This is a genomic window from Bacillus sp. MC1252 (assembly GCF_056838025.1).
Genome location: NZ_CM166369.1, coordinates 894,150 through 914,772 on the forward strand (window position 1 = coordinate 894,150; position 20,623 = coordinate 914,772).

The window sequence follows — 20,623 nt, forward strand, 5'->3', positions numbered from 1 at the left end:
GTACCGGAGCGGAGCGAATTTGACATTCGTGAGCACCGTCACGCAGGACTGACACCGAATGCGAGGGTTTGTCTACACGCTGAAAGCACACAGGCGTGTGCTTTTTTCTGTTTCTTTAAGACTGGCTTTTTGCAATCGCCTGCTCAAGATCTGCAAGGATGTCTTCAATCGCTTCTGTTCCAACAGATAAACGAATGAGTTCTGGTGTGACGCCTGTCGCTTTTTGCTCTGCTTCACTTAATTGTTGATGTGTCGTGCTGGCAGGATGAATGATCAGTGATTTAGAGTCGCCCACGTTTGCAAGATGTGAGAAAAGCTGCACGGAATCAATGAGCTTTTTACCTGCTTCTCGTCCACCTTTAATACCGAATGTGAGGATCGCACCTTGTCCTTTTGGTAAATATGTTTGAGCCAGCTCATAGGATTCATGGCCTTCAAGACCAGGGTAGCTTACCCACTCTACAAGAGGGTGATCCTGTAAAAATTGCGCTGTTTTTAACGCATTTTCACTATGCCGCTCAAGACGTAAATGCAATGTTTCTAAGCCTTGAAGAAGCAAAAATGAGTTAAAAGGTGACAGTGCTGCGCCTAAATCACGTAAGAGCTGTACACGTGCTTTTGTGATATAGGCCGCTTCTCCAATCGCTTCAGTATACGTGAGACCATGATAACTTGGATCTGGTTCAGTCAGCCCTTTGAACTTATCACTGTCAGCCCAAGGAAACCCGCCGCTATCGACGATGACACCGCCAATTGATGTGCCATGTCCGCCAATGAATTTCGTCGCTGAGTGGACGACAATGTCTGCGCCAAACTCGATAGGTCTTAATAAATAGGGGCTGGCGAGCGTATTGTCCACAATAAGCGGAATATGGTGTTTGTGTGCAATGGCTGAGACGGCTTCAATATGTAAAATGTCGCCTTTTGGATTCCCGATGCTTTCTGCATACACTGCTTTTGTTTTATCCGTAATCGCTGCTTCAAGTTCTTCAAGATTGGATGAATCGACAAATTTCACTGTAATCCCGAGCTTTTTTAGGGTATGAGCAAACAGATTGTAGGTGCCTCCATAAAGACTGCTGGAGGATACAATTTCGTCCCCGGCTCCTGCAATGTTTAAAATAGAGTACGTAGTGGCTGCTTGTCCAGAAGAGACAGCAAGTGCACCAATTCCACCTTCAAGCTCAGCGATCCTTTTTTCAAATACGTCGTTTGTAGGGTTCATAATACGTGAATAAATATTTCCAGGTTCCTGCAGTCCGAATAAATTCGCCGCATGCTCACTATCCCTAAAACCGAAAGAGCTTGTTTGATAAATAGGCACGGCTCTTGAATAGGTTGCTGAATCAAGTTCCTGACCTGCATGAATGGCTTTTGTTTCTAAACGAAATTGAAGTTCTTCTGACATGTGTGTATCCTCCTTTTGTTAGATAAAACCAACTACTTTGATAAGAAATATTTAATAAGACTATAAATCTTGTTTCATGCTTGGTCAATCATTTTTTAGATAAATCTGAAAAAACAATAAATATAGTTGACAGGTCGGAATAATATGTATCAACATAAGCATACTGAAAACATCACCAAGAATGGCTGATCGGTCAACCGAAGGCTCTATCACTCAAGCATGAGTGAAGGGCCTTTTTTTATTTTAATCAGAAGGGAAGATGAACTTGGAAAAAAGAAAAAAATACAGAAAACATATGGATCTCACACTAGACATTTTGATTGAGCAGAACAAATATGAGATTTACAGCAATCAAGAAAGAACGAATAGAAGCGATTTACGATCGAATTGATGAAAAGCATATAAGGTCAAAATAACTTTTTTAGGTTAAGGGACTTACTGTGTATATGTCTGATGACAACAGGGATCGAGGTTTCATTGACAATTTCAATTATGATTGCTGGTGAAATCATTGGGAACAATAATTTTTCTGATAGAGCCTCTGCCGCAATTTTCTCAGAAATATAGAAAAAGTATAGTAGTCACTTCTAGACTGCTGTTCTTTTTTCATCGAAAGGAAGCGAGTCATATGTTGTGTCCTGCTGAAGCAGGTAAGGGCTTTTTTCCCAAGGCGCTTTCTTGTATATACATATTTTCGGTGACAAGAGAAGAAGGAAAATATGCCCACTCTTTTGTCGGAATTATCAGTAAATATTTCATAATTGGTGACATAACGACATGAAATCAGGACTTTTATATCTGATATATCGGGGGAATTCTTTCTATCTCACAAAAATGAAAGAACATATAGAAGAGATGATGAAAATGAACTATTTGAAAAAAAGTAGAAAAAAGATGGAATTATTGCCATTATATGGGTTTTGTAGGTATTGTGTTGTGGTAAAAACTAGTGAAAAAGAGAGGGTTCATCCAGTTGGGAGTGAATAATTGAATAAAAAGTCACGTTTTAATCGAAAATGCGTTCGGTCAAAAATGGGATCTTCTGTTGATGTTTGGAGTGTGACGCCTATGATACGATCATCATAAGCTGGGAGGTGAAAAGTATGACTTATGCAGCGCCGCAAGTTGACTATTCCACTATGGAACCTGCTATTATGGACCAAGCTTGGTTCTTAGTATTTGTTGCAGTCCTTCTTGGATTGGGAGCAACAGTTGTTCTAGGAGCAGCAGTTTGGTGTTTAGCAAACGGCAAGGGTAGCTTTACAGGAGCCGTTCAGTGGGAAAGTGGCTTAAAAGTCCAAATTGAATGTAAGTAGCTATACTTAGGATTCATCTTTTTACTTCTATGATATGACACCAGGGCTAAACCGTCTGTGGCGGGCGGTTTAGCCTGATCTGTTTTTTAAAGAATATGCAGACACTTGGAGGTTATATGTTTACGATCGAGAATTTAACCAAGACGTATAAAAATAATGTGACTGCTGTCAATGATTTTCATTTAAAGGTTGCCCCTCATCAAATCGTTGCTGTTGCTGGACCGAATGGATCTGGTAAAACAACGATGATTAATTGTATACTCGGCATCATTAAGCATACAAAAGGAACGATTCACTTGCAGGAGGTCACAAATGATGACCCATCCTTTAAAAAACAAGTAGCCTATATTCCAGATGACCTGCTGCTCCCTGAAGCATTGACTGGTGCTGAATATTTAGATTTTGTTTCTTCTATGTATGAATGTAAAACAATTCATAGAAGAAATCAACTAATTGAACTGTTTGATATGGACTCGGCTTTATCAAGACCGATCGAAACGTATTCACATGGTATGAAAAAAAAGACACAGCTCATTGCCGCCTTTATGCTTGATAGTCAATTGGTGATCATGGATGAGCCCTTTAGAGGACTTGATATTGAAGCGGTTATAAACACAAAGAAACTGATGAAGCGTTATGCCGAGAACCATGGTGCAATCTTGCTTTCAACGCATGATATGCTTTCAGCGGAAGAGCTGTGCCACAAAATCGCCATTATTTCTAAGGGAAATAAAATGGATGAAGGAACAGTCTCAGCCTTAAAGGAAAAGTATCAATCAAGCACACTGGAACAGGTGTTTCTGAAAGCTTCAATGTTAAGTGATAGGGGTGCACATTTTGATGAAATCATTAATCATTTCTAAAATGATGCTTAAAATGTGGCAGCAGGAGATGTATAAGCTCTTTGATACTCAAACGAAGCGAATCATTGTGGTCTTATTCTTTTTGTTTGCAGTCACAATGGGGGCCATCATTGGATATAGTTTTACTGGTGTCTTTATGAAGGCTTTCTTAAATGGAGATGAACGTTCACTTGGATTATTGGTTGTGTCGATGGCGATCAATGCATCTATTTTTACAAGCTTGTTATTTGTTCTGATCAAGGTCAGAACGCCTGAACAAGACCGGTTTTCTATGCAGCTCAGCTGGTTCCCGCTCTCTACCTTTCAGAAAAGTCTTGGATACTTCATTCCGATGGTGATAGTGGTGGCAGGGCTTGTTTTATTTTTTATCGGTATCCTGCTTTTACCTAACTTTATTGCCCAGGGAATCGGAATTTTCTTTATCTTTACTTTCTTTTTGATGGTGATTTTGCAATCGCTTTTTGTCTTCATGCTGCTGCAGCTCATTTATAACATTACCTATTTGCTCGTTCTAAAATTAAAATTACCGTTGCAAAAATTTGCAGCGATCTTTGTTTTATTGGCACTGGTTGTGGCGTATGGATTGACGCATTTTGATATCAGCCAAATTCAGCAATCATATATTCAGTTTGATTATCATTTAATGTATTTTACAGCACCGTTTTTCCTTGCAGCACAAGGGATGTCTCCAGAAGGGGTAAACTATGCAATTTTGATTCTGTTCATCCTTTTATCAGCGGGCGGCGCATTTCTTTCTCTTGCGATGATGCCGATTATGGCAGAGAAAAAAGCGTTAACCTTTTTAAACAAATTGCCGTTCTCTTCTTCAAAAAAATGGTCACTTATTGTAAAGGAAATCAAATCACAGGTGCGAAATGAAGAAAACATTTTAAACTTTCTCATTCTTCTCATTGTGATCTTATTCGTCCGTTATCAGTTTGGATTCCGGTTTGAAGAAGAAGCGTTTTTTGTTCTATGTGCTCTTGCTGGATTAACAGCCTTTAATTCATTTGGCAATGATAAACGTATGCTAGGGATGTATAAAACATTTGGCCTAATGTCGTGGGAAGTGGCTCTGTATAAGTTTATTGGACTTCTGCTCGTTGGTGTGATGCAGATTGCTTTATTCATGCTGACAACACTGACGCTTCCTGATCAGATTTGGAACGTATTGATTGGGGCCGCTGTGTTATGCAATGCTACTGCGCTCTTTTATGTGGTAGGTATTTTACTTCCTCTTGATCGGAACAATCCATACACAGGCATTTTTTCATTTGGAGCACTTATTTTACTTATGATTCCAATTGTTTTTATTGGAAACTATGTCATAGGGGAGTCGAGTCAAACGCTTCAGTGGCTGCTTGTGGCTGCTTTTGAGGGTCTGCTCATCTTTGCCATATACAAAGGTTTTTCATGGAGGTATTCACATGATTCAACTTCTTAACAGTAAGCTAAAGATTGAGCGGGTACCGGCTCTTGGGCCTTATGTGACCTTACAAAAGAGGCATCTCACTGATACGCAGTATGGAAGCACACTCCCGATTAATGAAAGTGCCTATCATATGTTAACGAAAGTGGACGGCAAGAGGACAGAAGCGAGTATTACAGCAGAGCTAGCCGATTTGTTTCAGGTCGATGAGTCTGTCATTGCTCGTGATTTTTATCAGCTGATGATGGGGCTGAATCAGCATCATTTGCTGTCTATTCATTATCAATCACCATATCGGATTGTCACAGCCTGCTGTCAATTTTTTAAGCAGTATCAAGTAAAGATGAAGGAACGATTTGATTGCACAGGCCACTCATTTCTTCAAATATTGGGGACGGCCTTGCTTATGGTGACGCGTAAAATCATCTTTTTCTGGGTGCTTTTCATGGTCATGGCAGGCATCGCCTTTTTATTCATCCCTGATCCATCGATTGCAGCCATTGCGATTTATTTTTCCATTATTTATTTCGGATTAATTACCGGGACGGCCTTGCATGAGGCAGCACATGGTTATGCACATCGGAAGTTTGCGGGACGGGATGGTCCTCAAGGTTTTTTTGCGAGTGATATGATGTCTGTGAAATTTGTGAGACCTGTATTAGATCCATTTCAGAAAAAGCAGGTATGGATTACGCTGCTTGGACCGCTTCTCCCTGGTGTGATTGGGGCAGCTGGAATCATTGTGACCGTATTATTTCTGAAAGAAAATCCAATTTCGACAGGTTTTTTTATTTTTTCAATTACGTATTTTATTCAATTACTCTATCTTCTTCCGTTTATGGGGGATGGTAAATCCATTATGAAGCAGCTATTGCTTCGTGGAATGGGAGGACAACGATCATGAACGTTCAGGCAATGAAACAAGGTGCTATAGTTGGTGGTTTCCTAGGATTCTTAGGCTTTCCGATGCTGACAATTGGTGTACTGTTCTATCATTTATTTCAATCAAAAACAAATGATGCATTATTATTTAACAGTCTCGCTTTTGAGATGGAAGGTTCGTCAGCGTTTACTTTTCAGATCAAGCCAAACTTTTTTATTTATATGATTGTGATTTTTGCAGCGAGTTTTCTCATTGTGGCATTGCTGTCGGCAATGAAACAGAAAAAAGCGAAAGATTAGGAGAATTTTCCTAATCTTTTTTTGTATGCTCAACCAAATTTTAGTATAATAAAGAATGAAAAATATTAAAGGGGATATCAATGATTAAAAAATGGAGCATACTTTTGTTCACTGTTTTTCTATTAGCAGGATGCGGTGAGAAGGCCGAAGAAACAACAACGACAGTGAAGACAGTATCTAAAAAAGAAACAGAACCCGTATCTAAGGATCAAGTAACAATTGAAAAAATGAAACTGACAAAGAAAGAAGAAAGCTTACTAGATGCCACAACCACTAATGAAATGGTGGCTCTTACCCTAAAGGGATTAACGAAGAAGAATAAGAGTATCACTTTTATTGGGAGTCATTACAAAAATGGTCGATTAGTTGATAAGGAAGCATCATCTGCCACCTTTGTTTTACATCAGGATGGAACCGATCAAACGATGAATGTGCTCTTACAACTGAATCATCAGAAAGATATATACGAATCACAATTTAGTATTTGGTCAGACAGAAAGAATGATGGAATGATAAAAGCGACTTCAAGCTTTCCATTCAAAGTAGGTGACTATGTTTTTTCTGCACAATCTGAATCTGTCAAAGTGGCTTCAGGAGAAAAAGCACTAATTGCGTATACAGCTGCAATGGGGAAAGATGGGAATTTACCAATGCTTGAGGCAATCGAAAAGAACCCAGAGAAAGCGTTGAAGAATATGTCACATGCATACTTGTTTTATGTCCAGCTAGATAAATAACTATCTTAATATATATGGAGAATATGAAGTTTTTTGACGAAAAATCTTCATATTCTCTTGACGAATTGTTAAGAAAGTTGTAACATAATAAAAGTCAACGCAATGACGTTGCTTTTAAAAGATTGATGCGGGTGTAGTTTAGTGGTAAAACCTCAGCCTTCCAAGCTGATGTCGTGAGTTCGATTCTCATCACCCGCTCCAATACATAATTTTGTTTATAACGCAGTATTTCGTTTCTTAGATAAACGAAGTGTTGCGTTTTTTATTATGTCAGTATAATGTGAAAAAGCACTGTCAGCTACAGTGCTTTTTCAATGAGTTCATATTTGCTTTCTCCACCATGTATTTGTATAAACATCTTCGTCAAGGATTGTATAAGAGCTTCACTCTTTTCCCGGGAAATAGATGGCGGGAAAAGGATGATTTGAAGAATGTTCTTTGTGTCTTGAGAAATTTGTGCTTTACTTGCTTGAGAAAATAACCCTTTAAGTCCCGTTTCGTCCTGCCATTCGATGTGACCAGCATCATTTTTTGCAAGTGAAAGTGGCTCTTTTAGGCGATCGGCATCTAATGTCAGGATGGGCAAGAAATATTTTAATGAGAAAAATATCGACAAATCCTGTACGGAATTGGTCGAGTCAATAAATTGTTCCTTTTGAATATCAGAAAGAAGTGGAAGGAAAGGAATGTCTTCTATAAGCTCAGTCCATTCTTTGATCGCAGGTACTTCTTTCAAGGCTTTATCTTCGTATTCAAAAAACAAAGACTCTTGAAACAGGCGTAATCGACCTTTTAACATTTGAGGTGATTTACCGACTTCAATATGTGAATATTCAATCTGTCCAACATGGATAGACGGGCTTTGAGGATAAGGAATTTCCATATGTATCTTCACAGTGACTCACTCCAATCGGTCATGATACACTCGTATTATACTGAAAACAACAGAAGAAACAAAGAAAGGAGGTTTGCAAGGTGATTCATGTTGGAGAATTAAAAGAAGAATTGATTCAATATGCGAAAGAAATTGGTGTCGATAAAATTCGATTTGCAAGTGCTGATACATTTGATTCATTAAAGGACCGCCTGATCTTACATGAATCGTTAGGGTATTTGTCCGGCTTTGAAGAGCCTGATATCGAAAAACGAACAAACCCTTCTTTGCTGCTTCCAAAGGCCAAATCAATTGTTGCAATAGCGCTCGCGTATCCTTCCAAAATGAAAGATGCCCCTCGAAGTACAAAGGATGCAAGAAGAGGAATCTTTTGCAGGGCTTCTTGGGGAACGGATTATCATGTTGTATTGAAAAAAAAGCTTGATATGCTCGAGGAATTCTTGCGGAGCAAGCATGTCGATATACGAACAAAATCAATGGTGGATACAGGGGAACTGTCTGATCGTGCTGTAGCAGAACGCGCTGGCATTGGTTTTAGTGCAAAGAACTGTATGATTATCACACCAGAGTTCGGCTCTTATGTGTACTTGGCTGAAATGATTACAAATGTTCCATTTGAACCGGATGAGAAAATTGAAGACCAGTGCGGGACGTGCAATAAATGTGTGGATTCGTGTCCAACAGGTGCGCTTGTGAATCCAGGACAGCTGAATTCTCAAAGGTGCATTTCGTTTTTAACTCAGACAAAAGGGTTTTTACCTGACGAGTTCCGTTCGAAAATAGGGAACCGCTTGTATGGGTGTGATACGTGCCAAATAGTTTGCCCGATCAATAAAGGAAAAGACTTTCATCTGCATCCTGAAATGGAGCCGGACCCTGAAATTGCAAAGCCGCTTTTAAAGCCGCTCCTTACGATCAGCAATCGTGAGTTTAAGGAAAAATACGGTCATGTATCAGGATCATGGCGGGGGAAAAAGCCCATTCAGCGGAATGCGATTTTGGCACTCGCTCACTTTAAAGACGCATCTGCCTTACCAGTTTTGATTGAATTGATGCACAAGGATCCAAGGCCGGTCATTCGAGGCACGGCCGCTTGGGCCATTGGCAAAATTGGCGACGTGCAGCAGCTTTCAGAGCTGGAAAAAGCTCTTGAGCGGGAAAGTGATGAAGAAGCGAAACAAGAGATGATCAAAGGGATTGAGCTATTACAGACACCTTTAAATACTAAATAACATCCCTATGAACATAGAATGTACCAAACAGAGGTTTTAAAAAAAGTTTTGGTGGTGTCTGTGTGAAACAATTATTAGCGCAAACGTTAGAAGACAGGCTGGCGTATTTATTAAATGACAGTGCGATCAAACAGCCGCAGCTCATGTCTGATGTGGAAGCAGTAGAACGAAAAAAGGAGCTTTTTGCTAGAAGACAGGTTGAGATTGTGAAGGCAAAGGCAAAAACAAAGCTTCTAGATTCAACAATTCAGGATGATGGGGCTCAGCATGTGCAATATCTTGCTCATCTCACTTATGTCTGTAAGGATGTAGACGATTCTTTTTATTTGGAGGAACAGGTTGAAAAAAGAGAAGCGTTTCTTTATAACGACATGCTTGTCAAAGATCGCATGATGCAGGAGGAACGGCAAAAGGAGGAGCGGGTGGATGAGCGCTTCCAGAACGAGGAACAATTCGGGAGAGCCTTTCACTATGATCGGCGGGCAGCCGTGCAATATGCGGAGACGTACTGGAATAAACGGAATCCAGCCTACAAGAATTTTGAAGATAACTGTACAAATTTTATTTCACAATGCTTGAAAGCAGGGAATGCGCCAACGAGAGGGTATCCGAATCGCGGGTCTGGCTGGTGGGTGCGTCCACATACGTGGAGCTACAGCTGGACGGTGGCTCATTCGATGAAAAACTATTTAGCGAATTCTAAAGCAGGCTTAAGGGCAAAGAAGCTAAAAGAAGCGCAGGAGCTTCAAATTGGTGATGTCATTTGCTACGATTTCGAGGGTGATGGAAGGTATAATCATACAACCATTGTTGTTGATCATGATAAAGGCGGAATGCCTCTTGTGAATGCACAGACGTATGACAGCCGCATGCGGTTTTGGTCATATGAGGATTCAACTGCCTATACACCAGCTATTCGTTATACGTTTTTTCACATTTTGGACGATGCCGCAAAGGATAGTTAATGGTATAATGTTGAGCGGAAAAGAAAATTAGAGGTGAACTTTTTTGGGACTTCATGTCGTTTTATATCAACCAGAGATTCCAGCTAATACTGGAAATATTGCGCGTACATGTGCAGCAACAAATACAACACTTCATCTGATTCGTCCGCTTGGTTTTTCGACAGATGACAAAATGCTGAAGCGTGCTGGACTCGATTATTGGAAGTATGCCAATGTGGTCTATCATGATTCACTCGATGAATTGTTTGAGGCCCATCCGAAGGGGCAATTCTTCTATATCACAAAGTTTGGCCAAAAGCCGCATACAACGTTTGATTACTCTCAGTTAGATGAAGACTATTTCTTCGTCTTTGGCAGAGAGACAAGTGGGTTGCCGAAAGATTTGATTGAACGAAATATGGACCGCTGTCTTCGTTTACCGATGACAGAGCATGTTCGTTCGCTTAATCTATCGAATACAGCAGCGATCCTTGTTTATGAGGCACTTCGCCAGCAGCAATATCGAGATCTCATATAAGATCATGATGAAAGCCGAGATACCCATCTCGGCTTTTTTATGTGGTGATGAAAAATATGACTTATTTATACTTTTTGTACATGTTGAAAATAGATATGATGATAGATTGCATTTTCAAAAATGATGAATCCATTAGGAGGAATAATGAGATGAAAAAACTACTGATTACTAGTGCCGTTATCTCAGCTATTTTAATGGGGATCGTTCCAGTCAGTATCCCAGGTCTTTCTCAGACGCAGGAAATAGGAGCAGCGCAATGATCTAAAGGAATTGGCGGGCGTACCTATATCAATAGTAATGGATCTATATTGGTCACAAAAATTCAACTTCCTTCCACGATGAGTGTGTCTAAAGGGGCAGCTTATATTTATTCTGGATTCACAGGATCAAAAGAAGCGGATATTGGTCTTCAATACAGTCCAACCTATAATGTATGGAAACCTACGATGAAGGTAGGAACAAATAATCAAGAAACATATATCGAAGAACATAGTAATTTTACGTATACAAAAGGATTTAAGCCTGGAAGTACTGTTCAAATGACCATTTATAAAAATTTGAATGGACATACAAGAGCGACTTTCTGGGGGACAAACAATGTTGGTTATACAGGGCGCATTATCACAGAAATTCAAAACTCAAACATTATCTCTGTGACCAAATGGAAATTACTTTCGACGGTTGCAGTGACTGACGATATTTATCGGAAAGATATTCGGGCAAACTTCTCTACTCGTTTTACTGATATCACATTAGATAATTGAGCAGTCACACTGGTGATAGATACGCAACTTTACTTCGATTCAGGTGTCAGGTAATACAGTGAATATGCAAGTGCTGAAAACAATGAACTAAATGAAAAAAGGATGTTCCGCTAATGGAACATCCTTTTTTTCATTTACCAGGCTTGCCTTCGTAGCCAGCTGTGAAAATGGATACTAAAAACGTAATGATGACGCCCATCATAATGACCGTTCTCATATAAGCTCCCCCTTATCCCTTTGTTCCTGTCCGCTGCCTGTTTCATATGATGTGAAGTTCGCCTTGAAAAGCAGGAGAAGAAGATCATTTTTCTCCTGTTTTTCCTTTATTATGAAGGGTCTTGCGGATGGTTGTCAATTCAGTTTGCCAATTCGTCATTTTGAAGAACGAAAGCATGTAATAGGACGCCTGCGCATAGATTGTAAAACAGTATCTGATTACTAGCTTCAATCTTGAAAGAGGAGGTTCATATGGATATTTTAAAGAAAATTGAACAGCACAGAGAAGAAGAGCAGCGTCTCAAATGGGAAGGCACATTCAGCGATTATTTAGACATTATTAAGGAAAATCCACTTGTCGCTCAATCTGCTCATTCTCGCGTTTATCATATGATTAAAGACAGCGGGATTGAAGAGGAGAATGGGGTCAGAACCTACAAATTTTTTGATCAGGAGCTTTTTGGATTAGAGGAATCACTGGAAAGGCTAGTGGAGGAATATTTTCATCCTGCTGCAAAGCGATTAGATGTGCGGAAGCGTATTTTATTATTGATGGGACCGGTAAGCGGCGGGAAATCGACGCTTGTAACAAGGCTGAAAAGAGGACTCGAAGCCTATTCCTTGACAGACAATGGCGCAGTCTATGCGATCAAAGGCTGTCCCATGCATGAAGACCCGCTTCATCTCATTCCGCAAAATCTGCGGGAGGATTTCTATAGAGAATATGGTATTCGTGTGCAGGGGAATTTGTCGCCTCTGAATATGATGAGACTGGAAGAGGAATATGGCGGCAGAATTGAGGATGTAAGGGTTGAGCGGATTTTTTTCTCAGAGGATAAACGGACCGGCATTGGTACCTTCAGCCCGTCTGATCCGAAATCTCAGGACATTGCCGATTTAACAGGCAGCATCGATTTTTCAACCATTGCTGAATTTGGATCAGAGTCAGACCCTCGTGCATACCGGTTTGATGGAGAACTCAATAAAGCAAACCGCGGGATGATGGAGTTTCAGGAGATGTTAAAGTGTGATGAGAAATTTCTGTGGCACCTTCTTTCATTAACGCAGGAAGGAAATTTTAAGGCAGGCCGATTTGCCTTGATTAGTGCGGATGAATTGATTGTCGCTCATACGAATGAAACCGAGTACCGGTCGTTTATTTCAAATAAGAAGAACGAGGCCCTTCATTCAAGAATTATTGTGATGCCGATTCCTTATAATTTAAAGGTGACAGAGGAAGAACGGATTTATCATAAAATGATTTCAGAAAGTGATGTTTCAGACGTTCATATTGCACCGCATACGCTGAAGGTGGCAGCGATGTTCTCTATTTTGACGAGACTCAAAGAGCCAAAGCGTTCTGATATTGATTTGGTGAAAAAAATGCGTCTGTATGATGGGGAAAGTGTCGAAGGCTTTCAATCTGCTGACATAGATGAGATGAAAAAGGAATTTCATGACGAAGGGATGAGCGGAATTGACCCGCGTTATGTGATCAACCGAATTTCATCCACCATTATTCGAAAGAATATGGAATCGATCAATGCACTGGATGTGCTTCGTTCCTTAAAAGAAGGGCTTGATCAGCATCCATCCATTTCAAGTGAAGATCGGGAGCGTTATTTGAATTTTATTTCTGTCGCGCGAAAAGAGTATGACGATATTGCGAAGAAAGAAGTTCAAAAGGCATTTGTGTATTCGTATGAGGAGTCTGCGAAAACACTAATGGATAATTACTTAGATAATGTCGAAGCTTACTGCAATAAAAACAAGCTGCGTGATCCGTTAACTGGTGAAGAAATGAATCCTGATGAAAAGCTTATGCGCTCAATTGAGGAACAGATCGGTATTTCTGAAAATGCCAAAAAGGCATTCCGAGAAGAAATTCTCATTCGTATTTCGGCTTATGCGAGAAAGGGCAAGCGTTTTGATTATAATTCTCATGAGAGATTACGAGAGGCGATTCAGAAGAAGTTATTTGCCGATCTAAAAGATGTGGTCAAAATTACGACATCGACGAAGACACCAGATGAACAGCAGCTGAAAAAGGTAAATGAGGTAGTGGCTAGATTGATTGATGAGCATGGCTATAATTCAACAAGTGCAAATGAACTCTTAAAATATGTAGGCAGTCTTCTGAATCGTTAATAAATGAAGGAGGCATTATTGGCGCACATCCGCACCGGTAATGTCTTTTTTAGAAATGATCGTCATCTTGGATGACGGCAGCATACGATAAAGGAATCGATAGTTAGAAGAATTGCGTAAACAGGTGAGGAGGGGGATGGATGTCCCGGCAAGAAAAAAGTCAGTTTATTGTTTCTCAGGAAGACTGGTCCCTCCATCGAAAAGGCTTTGACGACCAGCAGCGTCATCAGAAAAAAGTCAAAGAGGCGATTAAAAACAATTTGCCGGATCTTGTCACAGAGGAAAGCATCATCATGTCTAATGGAAAAGATGTTGTCAAAATTCCGATTCGTTCATTAGATGAATATAAAATTCGGTACAACTACGACAAGAATAAGCATGTGGGTCAAGGGGATGGAGACAGCCAGGTTGGTGATGTTGTCGCGCGTGATGGATCAGACAGTAAGCAAGGGCAAGGGAAGAGGCAAGGTGCTGGAGATCAAGCAGGTGAGGATTATTACGAAGCAGAAGTTTCATTAATGGATCTGGAGGAAGCGCTGTTTCGTGAACTAGAACTGCCAAACCTGAAACAAAAGGAGCTTGACGACATCATTGTCGAGCAAATTGAATTCAACGATATTCGCAAAACGGGCTTAACAGGAAATATCCATAAAAAACGAACGATGCTGTCCGCATTTAAACGAAATGCGATGACGGGAAGTCCTTCCTTTTATCCAATCTACCCAGAGGATATTAAATATAAAACGTGGAATGAAGTGACCAAACCAGAGTCGAAAGCCGTCGTTTTGGCGATGATGGATACGAGCGGAAGTATGGGACTTTGGGAAAAATATATGGCGAGGAGTTTTTTCTTTTGGATGACACGTTTCTTACGGACAAAGTATGAGACGGTTGATATTGAATTTATTGCCCACCATACGGAGGCGAAGGTTGTAGAAGAGGAACACTTCTTCTCACGGGGTGAGAGCGGGGGGACCATTTGCTCGTCTGTCTATCGAAAGGCACTAGAGCTCATAGACGAACGATATCCGCCGTCACGATATAATATTTATCCTTTCCATTTTTCTGATGGTGACAATCTGACCTCAGACAATGCGCGGTGTGTGAAGCTTGTTCAAGAGATTATGAAAAAAGCCAACTTATTCTGTTATGGTGAAGTGAATCAATACAACCGGCACTCTACGTTAATGTCAGCATATAAGCATATTCAGGATGAGAAATTTAAGCATTATATTTTAAAGCAAAAATCAGACGTTTTTCTCGCATTAAAAAAATTTTTTCAGCAGGAAGAAGTTCTTTCTTAAATAGCACATTTGAAAAAACCTTTCAGCATAAGGGCTGAAAGGTTTTTTTTGTGGAAAAGGAAGGGATCACCAGAAAAAAAGTAAAACTTTCTCTTTGACATTTCAATTTACATTTATTAATATTTAATCTTGTTAAATATAAGTTTTTCAAAAAAGATGCCGATCGTCTTTTCTTCTTTTTCTGCTCTTTGCTCATGAGTGAACAATAAGTATAAATGGGCTGCACACCATTTTTCAGCGGAGTAGATGAAGGGGAAATGTCAGCTTTATGAGCTTGTTTCATATTCTGTCAGATGATGGGCATTCTAAGCTTGCTAAAGCAGATGACACTATATTTTTATACATGAAAGGAGAAACAAAACATGAACAGAGGGCGTTTATTACTAACGAATATTATTGGCCTTATTGTGATTCTTGCTATTATTGCCGGAGGTGCTTATTACTACTACGAAAGCACAAACTTTGTAAAAACAGACGAGGCAAAAGTGACAGGTGATATGTATCAAATTACAGCACCAGCAGCTGGACAAATCAAAGGCTGGGATATCAATGAAGGTGACGAAGTGCAAAAAGACAGCACAGTTGCAAAAGTTGAAGGGGAAGCAAAAACAAACATTAAAGCAGTAGCTGATGGCACATTAGTCAAAAAAGAAGTACAAAACAATCAGCAAGTGCAGCCAGGTACAGTTCTTGGTGAAACAATTGACCTAAGCAAGCTTTATATCACAGCAAATATCAAAGAAACAGACATTAAGAACATTGAAAAAGGTGACAAAGTCGACATCGTGGTAGATGGTGATTCTGATACAACATTTGAAGGAACTGTTGAACAAATTGGTTATGCGACAAACTCAACATTCAACATGCTGCCAGCAACAAATTCAAGTGGTAACTATACAAAAGTGACACAAAAAGTAGCAGTCAAAATTTCAATTAAAAACCCATCTGACAAAGTACTTCCAGGTATGAATGCTTCTGTCAAAATTTCATCTTAATGATGATTGATATTAAAAAATGAAAGGAGGTTGTCTGAGATGGCAAATCAACCTGCAGCGACAAAACAGGGAACAGGCTCCTTGTCTTTACTGATCATTTTAATGGCCGGTTTGTTCGTAGCGATTTTAAACCAAACGCTTCTGAACGTAGCCATGCCCCATTTAATGACTGAATTTAATGTCAGTGCGACGACCATTCAGTGGCTTACAACAGGTTACATGCTTGTCAACGGTGTGCTGATTCCGCTATCCGCGTTTTTAATCACACGTTTTGGACAGCGCAGCTTATTCCTAGTAGCCATGATCTCGTTTACACTTGGTACCTTTATTTGCGGTATTGCACCGAACTTTTCTACGATGCTCATTGGCCGCTTGATTCAGGCAATCGGTGGCGGTATCTTGCAGCCGCTCGTCATGACAACAATCCTTTTTATTTTCCCTCCGGAAAACAGGGGGAAAGGAATGGGGATTTTTGGTCTTGCGATGATGTTTGCACCAGCTGTAGGACCAACATTATCTGGTTACATTATTGAACATTATTCTTGGCGTATTATGTTTTATGGCCTTGTACCAATCGGTTTGATTGTCATTATCGCGGCTTTCTTTATGTTTAAAAATATTGTAGAGCCCAAAAAAATCAAGCTGGACACCCTGGGTGCGATTCTTTCAATCGTTGGTTTTGCTTCGCTTCTATACGGAGTGAGTGAAGCGGGGAGTGATGGTTGGACAGATCCGATCGTCTTATCGACGATTATGATTGGTGCGATTGCGATCATTCTCTTTATATTCCAACAGCTAAAAGCTGATAATCCGATGCTTGATTTCCGCGTGTTTAAATACAGCATTTTCTCATTATCAAGTGTCATTAATATCATTATTACCGTTGCCTTATACACTGGAATGTTCTTACTTCCGATTTATCTGCAAAACCTCGTTGGGTTTACTGCATTGCAATCGGGTCTGTTAATGCTTCCAGGGGCACTTGCGATGCTGATTATGTCCCCGATTTCAGGGATCTTGTTTGATAAATTTGGACCTCGTCCGCTTGCGATTGTGGGGATGGTGATTACTGTTGTCACCACATACGAGTTTACAAGGCTGACCATTGATACATCCTATAGTCACATTGTGCTCATGTATGCAGTACGTGCATTTGGTATGTCACTGCTGATGATGCCTGTTATGACAGCTGGGATGAACCAATTACCACAGCATTTAAACAGTCATGGTACAGCGATGTCTAATACATTAAGACAAATTAGCGGCTCGATCGGTACGAGTTTGATCACGACGATTTATACGAATCGGACAACATTCCATTATTCGAATATGGCAGATCAAACGAATACAGCTGACCCATTCTTTATGAATTCATTCCAGACGGCTGTGTCGAATGTGATGCATCATATGGGGATGACAGCTGAAGCTGCCCAAAAATATGTATCCACCCAGCTCTTTACGAAAGCACAGGTCGATTCAAACGTGATGGGCATCAATGATGCTTACATGTGGGTCACATTATTCTGTGCGGCCGGTGTCATTCTCAGCTTGTTCCTGAGAGATGTACGTAAGGATAAAAAACGAAAAGATCAGCAGCATAAGAAACAAGAAATGACGCTGCTTCCAGCACCTAAGGAAGCAAACCAAGATGCAAGATAAGTGTGGAGGGACCGTACATGAAAATTTATGTCGTATACGATAGTGAAGGTGACCATACAAAAGCACTTGCAGAAGCGATTGCAGCGGGCGCAGGTGAAACAGAGCAAGCTGAAGTATTCATTGATCATGTGAAAGATGCGGATATTCGCACGCTTGATCAAATGGATGCGATCATTTGGGGCTGCCCTGGTCACTTTGGTACCATTAGTTCTGGATTAAAGACATGGATTGACCGTCTTGGTTACTTATGGGCAGAAGGAAAACTCATTGATAAAGTCGGTGCTGTTTTCTGTACAACTGCTACAGCGCACGGCGGTTTAGAAATGACGATGCACAATTTGATTACGCCAATGTTCCATCAAGGGATGCTTGTGGTAGGCCTTCCTGGAAATGTTCCAGAGAATGCTTTATACGGCTCTTATTATGGAGCAGGTGTGACATGTCCAATTGATTCTGATGAATTGATTTCTACGGAAGGCATTGAACTCGGGAAAGCATTAGGAAGACGTGTAGCATCAGTCACTGCGTCATTTAAGCGATAAGGAGAGGGTTCTTTTGGCGACGATTATTGTAGCGTTAGTAGCTGCTCTTCTAGTCATTATCGGATTAGTAGCGTTCAATGTCAGACACGCTTCGGTCGAGAAGGAAGAGATCAAAGAAGATGTGTCTAATCAGCCTGACGTGCCGCGCAGTGAGCCAGAAGTTGCGGCGAGACCTGTAGAGCCTGAAGAAGAAGAAAAAGCGTCAGAGCCTTCTCAAACGGACGAACACGTGTCTGGCGACGATTTCTATAGACAGGCGCTTCAAAAGTTTAAGCAGCCAGAACCACCTGTCAAAAAAGAAGAACCAGAGACAAAAATGAATGATAATATGTATCGTTCTGCTTTGCAGAAGCTAAAGCAGAAGGACAAATAAAAAGAGAACCTCTCGTCAGGTTCTCTTTTTGATTGCATAAAAAAACCGCCGGCAGAAGCCGAGCGGTTTTCCTTCACTCTATAAAGTGCTAAAAGAGCAGATGCTCTTAAATTACGCTTTGTTAACGTTAGCAGCTTGTGGTCCACGGTTACCTTCAACGATTTCGAAAGAAACTGCTTGACCTTCTTCTAATGTTTTGAAGCCTTCGCCTTGGATAGCAGAGAAGTGAACGAATACATCGTCTTGACCTTCTACTTCGATGAATCCGAAACCTTTTTCAGAGTTGAACCATTTTACTTTACCTTCTAACATGAAATTTCCTCCTAAAGCGATCTTAACGCTTAAATTCACTATTCTTGCTCTTACACAAACTTCAAAGACGAAAACTCTTTCAAAACTTTCTTCTTAAAGATGATACGAACAAAAATAATTACCTTTACTTTACCAGTGTTTGCGGGAAAAAACAACTGTTATACGAAAACTTTTTTAAAAATAATTAGCGCTAACAAATTGAGGAAAAAGCCTATGTTAATTGGCCTCTTTTTCTCTCTGAGAAGCTCACTTGATTTCGGCCAGACTGCTTCGCTTTATAGAGCTCCTGATCAGCCATAATCGGTAATTGTTTGATGTCTGCACTTGTTCCGTGGTAATAAGCACACCCAAGTGATACTGTGATATGAATGGACATTCCATTTTGTAAATAAATCGGCTGATCCGCAATTTTTCTCCGCAATCGTTCTGCAATTTGCCATGTTTTTTCAACTGAACAATTCGGTAGAAGCACAGCAAATTCTTCACCGCCGATCCGTCCGATATAATCAGAGCTTCTTGTGTTTTTGATCAGCCTTGTCCCGATTTCTTTTAAAACGATATCTCCCTCATGATGTCCATATTGATCATTGATGGATTTGAAATAATCGATGTCTATGTAAATAAGGGACATTTGATGGATAGGCTGCTTTAATTTTAGAGAAAAAGCATCATTTAATACCTCATCAAATTTCCGTTTATTTAAAACACCTGTTAAAAAGTCATAATGAGCTTGGAATTTATACAAATTTAACAGCTGATAGGCTTTTGTTTGATGCTCAATGACATAAAAATTAAATAATCCGGCAATATACGAGAAAATCCAATAAGCGAAATGCATTTCAATTGATATTTCATGTGCGATGGTGATAAACAAAATGGTTGCGATCACGTTGCTGATCGTAATAGATAACAGCATTTTCAAGACATGATTGATATGACGTTCAGCAATCAAAAAAGAGGCTGTGGCGATAAATATCATGGAAAAAATATTGATGAAAGAACCGACGTTGGTTTCGATTAATAATCGACCAATAATGACAACACATGCCGCAATGAACGTTTGCGCGATGCCTCCATAAAATGCTGTTAAAATAAGAGGTATATGTCTTAAATCGATGATCGCTGGTCCTGCTTTAATAGAAAAAAACATGATGAGGACACCGAGTAGCCCAGAAAGCATGCCTTTACATAGTTGTCTGAGCAAGGTATCTTCTTTCTTTAAAAACTTCTCTCTAAACACAAGCATAAATAAATAATGGAAAGTGACAAGAATTGTTATATTAATAAAGAGGTCTCTTAGCAAAATAAAATCACCTTTTTAAAATTACTAAAATTTGTTGCAAAAGAAAAGAGAAAAAGGATAATTACTAAAAATTTCATTGATGAGGGGGTTTAAACAGATGCGAGGAAAACGCTACCCAGATGAAACGGATTGGCTTTCTTTTTTTGAAACAGCCAGTTGGCATGCTTGAAAAACAGATGCCGATTGAATATCAAGAGGAGCGATTTGTCGTAACCATGTCGCTCGCGATGCAGGAGTTTTCCTTAGAGGTCGTTTGAAAAATGAACGCAGACGTTTTAGGGATAAATGATGTTAAAACTGTGCAAGATGTAGAGATAAAAAAAGATCGGAAGGGTGAGAAAGAGCTTTTGCTCATATTAGATACTCGTAACCGCTTCATCACAACGAGTGAAATCACTTTTTTGCCTTCCTTTTGTCTCATGGACAAAGAACATTTTTCAGGAGAATAAACAGGAGCCTTTTT

The 20,623-nt window shown here is 40.0% G+C and carries 20 protein-coding genes, 1 tRNA gene and 1 pseudogene; 18 read left to right on the forward strand and 4 right to left on the reverse strand.

Annotated features, from left to right (window positions below; genetic code table 11):
* Positions 1-115: 115 nt before the first annotated feature.
* Positions 116-1,408, reverse strand: a complete 1,293-nt coding sequence (locus ACYH0L_RS04445) for a homocysteine synthase (RefSeq protein WP_367308154.1) — start codon at positions 1,406-1,408, stop codon at positions 116-118.
* 1,103 nt (positions 1,409-2,511) lie between these two features.
* Between ACYH0L_RS04445 and ACYH0L_RS04450 the strand changes: the two genes are divergently transcribed.
* From ACYH0L_RS04450 to ACYH0L_RS04480, 7 genes are all read left to right on the forward strand, one after another.
* On the forward strand, positions 2,512-2,724 hold the full coding sequence (locus ACYH0L_RS04450) for a hypothetical protein (protein WP_003211695.1): 213 nt from the start codon (positions 2,512-2,514) through the stop codon (positions 2,722-2,724).
* 116 nt (positions 2,725-2,840) lie between these two features.
* Positions 2,841-3,587: an ABC transporter ATP-binding protein gene (locus tag ACYH0L_RS04455; protein WP_482354398.1), complete on the forward strand. Its 747-nt coding sequence runs from the start codon at positions 2,841-2,843 to the stop codon at positions 3,585-3,587.
* Positions 3,565-5,031, forward strand: a complete 1,467-nt coding sequence (locus ACYH0L_RS04460) for a hypothetical protein (RefSeq protein WP_249705389.1) — start codon at positions 3,565-3,567, stop codon at positions 5,029-5,031. The genes ACYH0L_RS04455 and ACYH0L_RS04460 overlap by 23 nt, the downstream gene beginning before the upstream one ends.
* Entirely contained in the window at positions 5,015-5,920 is a 906-nt protein-coding gene (locus ACYH0L_RS04465) for a PqqD family protein (protein WP_099728239.1), read from the forward strand. The genes ACYH0L_RS04460 and ACYH0L_RS04465 overlap by 17 nt, the downstream gene beginning before the upstream one ends.
* On the forward strand, positions 5,917-6,198 hold the full coding sequence (locus tag ACYH0L_RS04470; RefSeq protein WP_099728238.1) for a hypothetical protein: 282 nt from the start codon (positions 5,917-5,919) through the stop codon (positions 6,196-6,198). Before ACYH0L_RS04465 ends, ACYH0L_RS04470 begins: the two co-directional genes overlap by 4 nt.
* Positions 6,199-6,278: 80 nt before the next feature.
* A complete protein-coding gene (locus tag ACYH0L_RS04475; RefSeq protein WP_482354399.1) occupies positions 6,279-6,935 on the forward strand; it encodes a hypothetical protein in 657 nt (218 codons plus the stop codon).
* A 127-nt stretch (positions 6,936-7,062) separates the two neighbouring features.
* Positions 7,063-7,136: transfer RNA gene (locus ACYH0L_RS04480), tRNA-Gly, on the forward strand.
* A 97-nt stretch (positions 7,137-7,233) separates the two neighbouring features.
* On the opposite strand, the gene ACYH0L_RS04485 is transcribed toward ACYH0L_RS04480, so the two are convergent.
* Positions 7,234-7,830 (reverse strand): hypothetical protein, encoded by a 597-nt coding sequence (locus ACYH0L_RS04485; protein ID WP_249705391.1) that lies wholly within the window; start codon positions 7,828-7,830, stop codon positions 7,234-7,236.
* A gap of 83 nt (positions 7,831-7,913) precedes the next feature.
* Between ACYH0L_RS04485 and queG the strand changes: the two genes are divergently transcribed.
* The 10 genes and pseudogenes from queG (at position 7,914) to ACYH0L_RS04535 (ending at position 18,545) form a co-directional block, all read left to right on the forward strand.
* Positions 7,914-9,062, forward strand: a complete 1,149-nt coding sequence (queG, locus tag ACYH0L_RS04490; RefSeq protein ID WP_099728253.1) for a tRNA epoxyqueuosine(34) reductase QueG — start codon at positions 7,914-7,916, stop codon at positions 9,060-9,062.
* Between the two features lie 62 nt (positions 9,063-9,124).
* The gene (locus ACYH0L_RS04495) at positions 9,125-10,027 is read left to right on the forward strand and encodes an amidase domain-containing protein (protein WP_099728236.1); all 903 of its coding nucleotides are present in this window, start codon (positions 9,125-9,127) and stop codon (positions 10,025-10,027) included.
* A 43-nt stretch (positions 10,028-10,070) separates the two neighbouring features.
* Positions 10,071-10,544 carry a tRNA (uridine(34)/cytosine(34)/5-carboxymethylaminomethyluridine(34)-2'-O)-methyltransferase TrmL gene (gene trmL, locus ACYH0L_RS04500; protein WP_003211950.1) on the forward strand — a complete coding sequence of 158 codons (474 nt, stop codon included), beginning with the start codon at positions 10,071-10,073 and terminating at the stop codon, positions 10,542-10,544.
* 149 nt (positions 10,545-10,693) lie between these two features.
* Positions 10,694-11,399 (forward strand): annotated as a pseudogene (locus ACYH0L_RS04505) (YrpD family protein).
* Between the two features lie 377 nt (positions 11,400-11,776).
* Entirely contained in the window at positions 11,777-13,672 is a 1,896-nt protein-coding gene (locus ACYH0L_RS04510) for a PrkA family serine protein kinase (protein ID WP_099728235.1), read from the forward strand.
* Between the two features lie 140 nt (positions 13,673-13,812).
* Positions 13,813-14,976, forward strand: coding sequence for a sporulation protein YhbH (gene yhbH / locus ACYH0L_RS04515; RefSeq protein WP_099728234.1), 1,164 nt, complete (start codon positions 13,813-13,815; stop codon positions 14,974-14,976).
* A gap of 362 nt (positions 14,977-15,338) precedes the next feature.
* The gene (locus tag ACYH0L_RS04520) at positions 15,339-15,971 is read left to right on the forward strand and encodes a biotin/lipoyl-containing protein (RefSeq protein WP_099728233.1); all 633 of its coding nucleotides are present in this window, start codon (positions 15,339-15,341) and stop codon (positions 15,969-15,971) included.
* A gap of 39 nt (positions 15,972-16,010) precedes the next feature.
* Positions 16,011-17,630, forward strand: a complete 1,620-nt coding sequence (locus ACYH0L_RS04525; RefSeq protein ID WP_099728232.1) for a DHA2 family efflux MFS transporter permease subunit — start codon at positions 16,011-16,013, stop codon at positions 17,628-17,630.
* 17 nt (positions 17,631-17,647) lie between these two features.
* A complete protein-coding gene (locus ACYH0L_RS04530; RefSeq protein ID WP_230030995.1) occupies positions 17,648-18,172 on the forward strand; it encodes an NAD(P)H-dependent oxidoreductase in 525 nt (174 codons plus the stop codon).
* A 13-nt stretch (positions 18,173-18,185) separates the two neighbouring features.
* Positions 18,186-18,545, forward strand: coding sequence for a hypothetical protein (locus ACYH0L_RS04535; protein WP_482354400.1), 360 nt, complete (start codon positions 18,186-18,188; stop codon positions 18,543-18,545).
* A gap of 111 nt (positions 18,546-18,656) precedes the next feature.
* Here the strand turns inward: ACYH0L_RS04535 and cspB are convergent, their stop codons facing one another.
* Together cspB and ACYH0L_RS04545 are read right to left on the reverse strand one after the other, a co-directional pair.
* Complete coding sequence (gene cspB, locus ACYH0L_RS04540; protein ID WP_003212277.1) at positions 18,657-18,857, reverse strand: cold shock-like protein CspB; 201 nt, start codon at positions 18,855-18,857, stop codon at positions 18,657-18,659.
* 211 nt (positions 18,858-19,068) lie between these two features.
* Positions 19,069-20,160, reverse strand: a complete 1,092-nt coding sequence (locus ACYH0L_RS04545; RefSeq protein ID WP_099728229.1) for a GGDEF domain-containing protein — start codon at positions 20,158-20,160, stop codon at positions 19,069-19,071.
* A 119-nt stretch (positions 20,161-20,279) separates the two neighbouring features.
* On the opposite strand from ACYH0L_RS04545, the gene ACYH0L_RS04550 reads away from it, so the two are divergent.
* Positions 20,280-20,417, forward strand: coding sequence for a hypothetical protein (locus tag ACYH0L_RS04550; RefSeq protein ID WP_249705394.1), 138 nt, complete (start codon positions 20,280-20,282; stop codon positions 20,415-20,417).
* The last annotated feature ends 206 nt before the right edge of the window (positions 20,418-20,623 follow it).

Coding starts and splice junctions, on each gene's coding strand:
- ACYH0L_RS04465 (WP_099728239.1), top strand. CDS start 5,015: ATGATTCAACTTCTTAACAGTAAGCTAAAGATTGAGCGGGTACCGGCT.
- ACYH0L_RS04450 (WP_003211695.1), top strand. CDS start 2,512: ATGACTTATGCAGCGCCGCAAGTTGACTATTCCACTATGGAACCTGCT.
- ACYH0L_RS04445 (WP_367308154.1), bottom strand. CDS start 1,408: ATGTCAGAAGAACTTCAATTTCGTTTAGAAACAAAAGCCATTCATGCA.
- ACYH0L_RS04550 (WP_249705394.1), top strand. CDS start 20,280: ATGAAACGGATTGGCTTTCTTTTTTTGAAACAGCCAGTTGGCATGCTT.
- ACYH0L_RS04530 (WP_230030995.1), top strand. CDS start 17,648: ATGAAAATTTATGTCGTATACGATAGTGAAGGTGACCATACAAAAGCA.
- ACYH0L_RS04460 (WP_249705389.1), top strand. CDS start 3,565: ATGAAATCATTAATCATTTCTAAAATGATGCTTAAAATGTGGCAGCAG.
- ACYH0L_RS04510 (WP_099728235.1), top strand. CDS start 11,777: ATGGATATTTTAAAGAAAATTGAACAGCACAGAGAAGAAGAGCAGCGT.
- ACYH0L_RS04455 (WP_482354398.1), top strand. CDS start 2,841: ATGTTTACGATCGAGAATTTAACCAAGACGTATAAAAATAATGTGACT.
- ACYH0L_RS04520 (WP_099728233.1), top strand. CDS start 15,339: ATGAACAGAGGGCGTTTATTACTAACGAATATTATTGGCCTTATTGTG.
- ACYH0L_RS04525 (WP_099728232.1), top strand. CDS start 16,011: ATGGCAAATCAACCTGCAGCGACAAAACAGGGAACAGGCTCCTTGTCT.
- yhbH (WP_099728234.1), top strand. CDS start 13,813: ATGTCCCGGCAAGAAAAAAGTCAGTTTATTGTTTCTCAGGAAGACTGG.
- cspB (WP_003212277.1), bottom strand. CDS start 18,857: ATGTTAGAAGGTAAAGTAAAATGGTTCAACTCTGAAAAAGGTTTCGGA.
- ACYH0L_RS04470 (WP_099728238.1), top strand. CDS start 5,917: ATGAACGTTCAGGCAATGAAACAAGGTGCTATAGTTGGTGGTTTCCTA.
- ACYH0L_RS04475 (WP_482354399.1), top strand. CDS start 6,279: ATGATTAAAAAATGGAGCATACTTTTGTTCACTGTTTTTCTATTAGCA.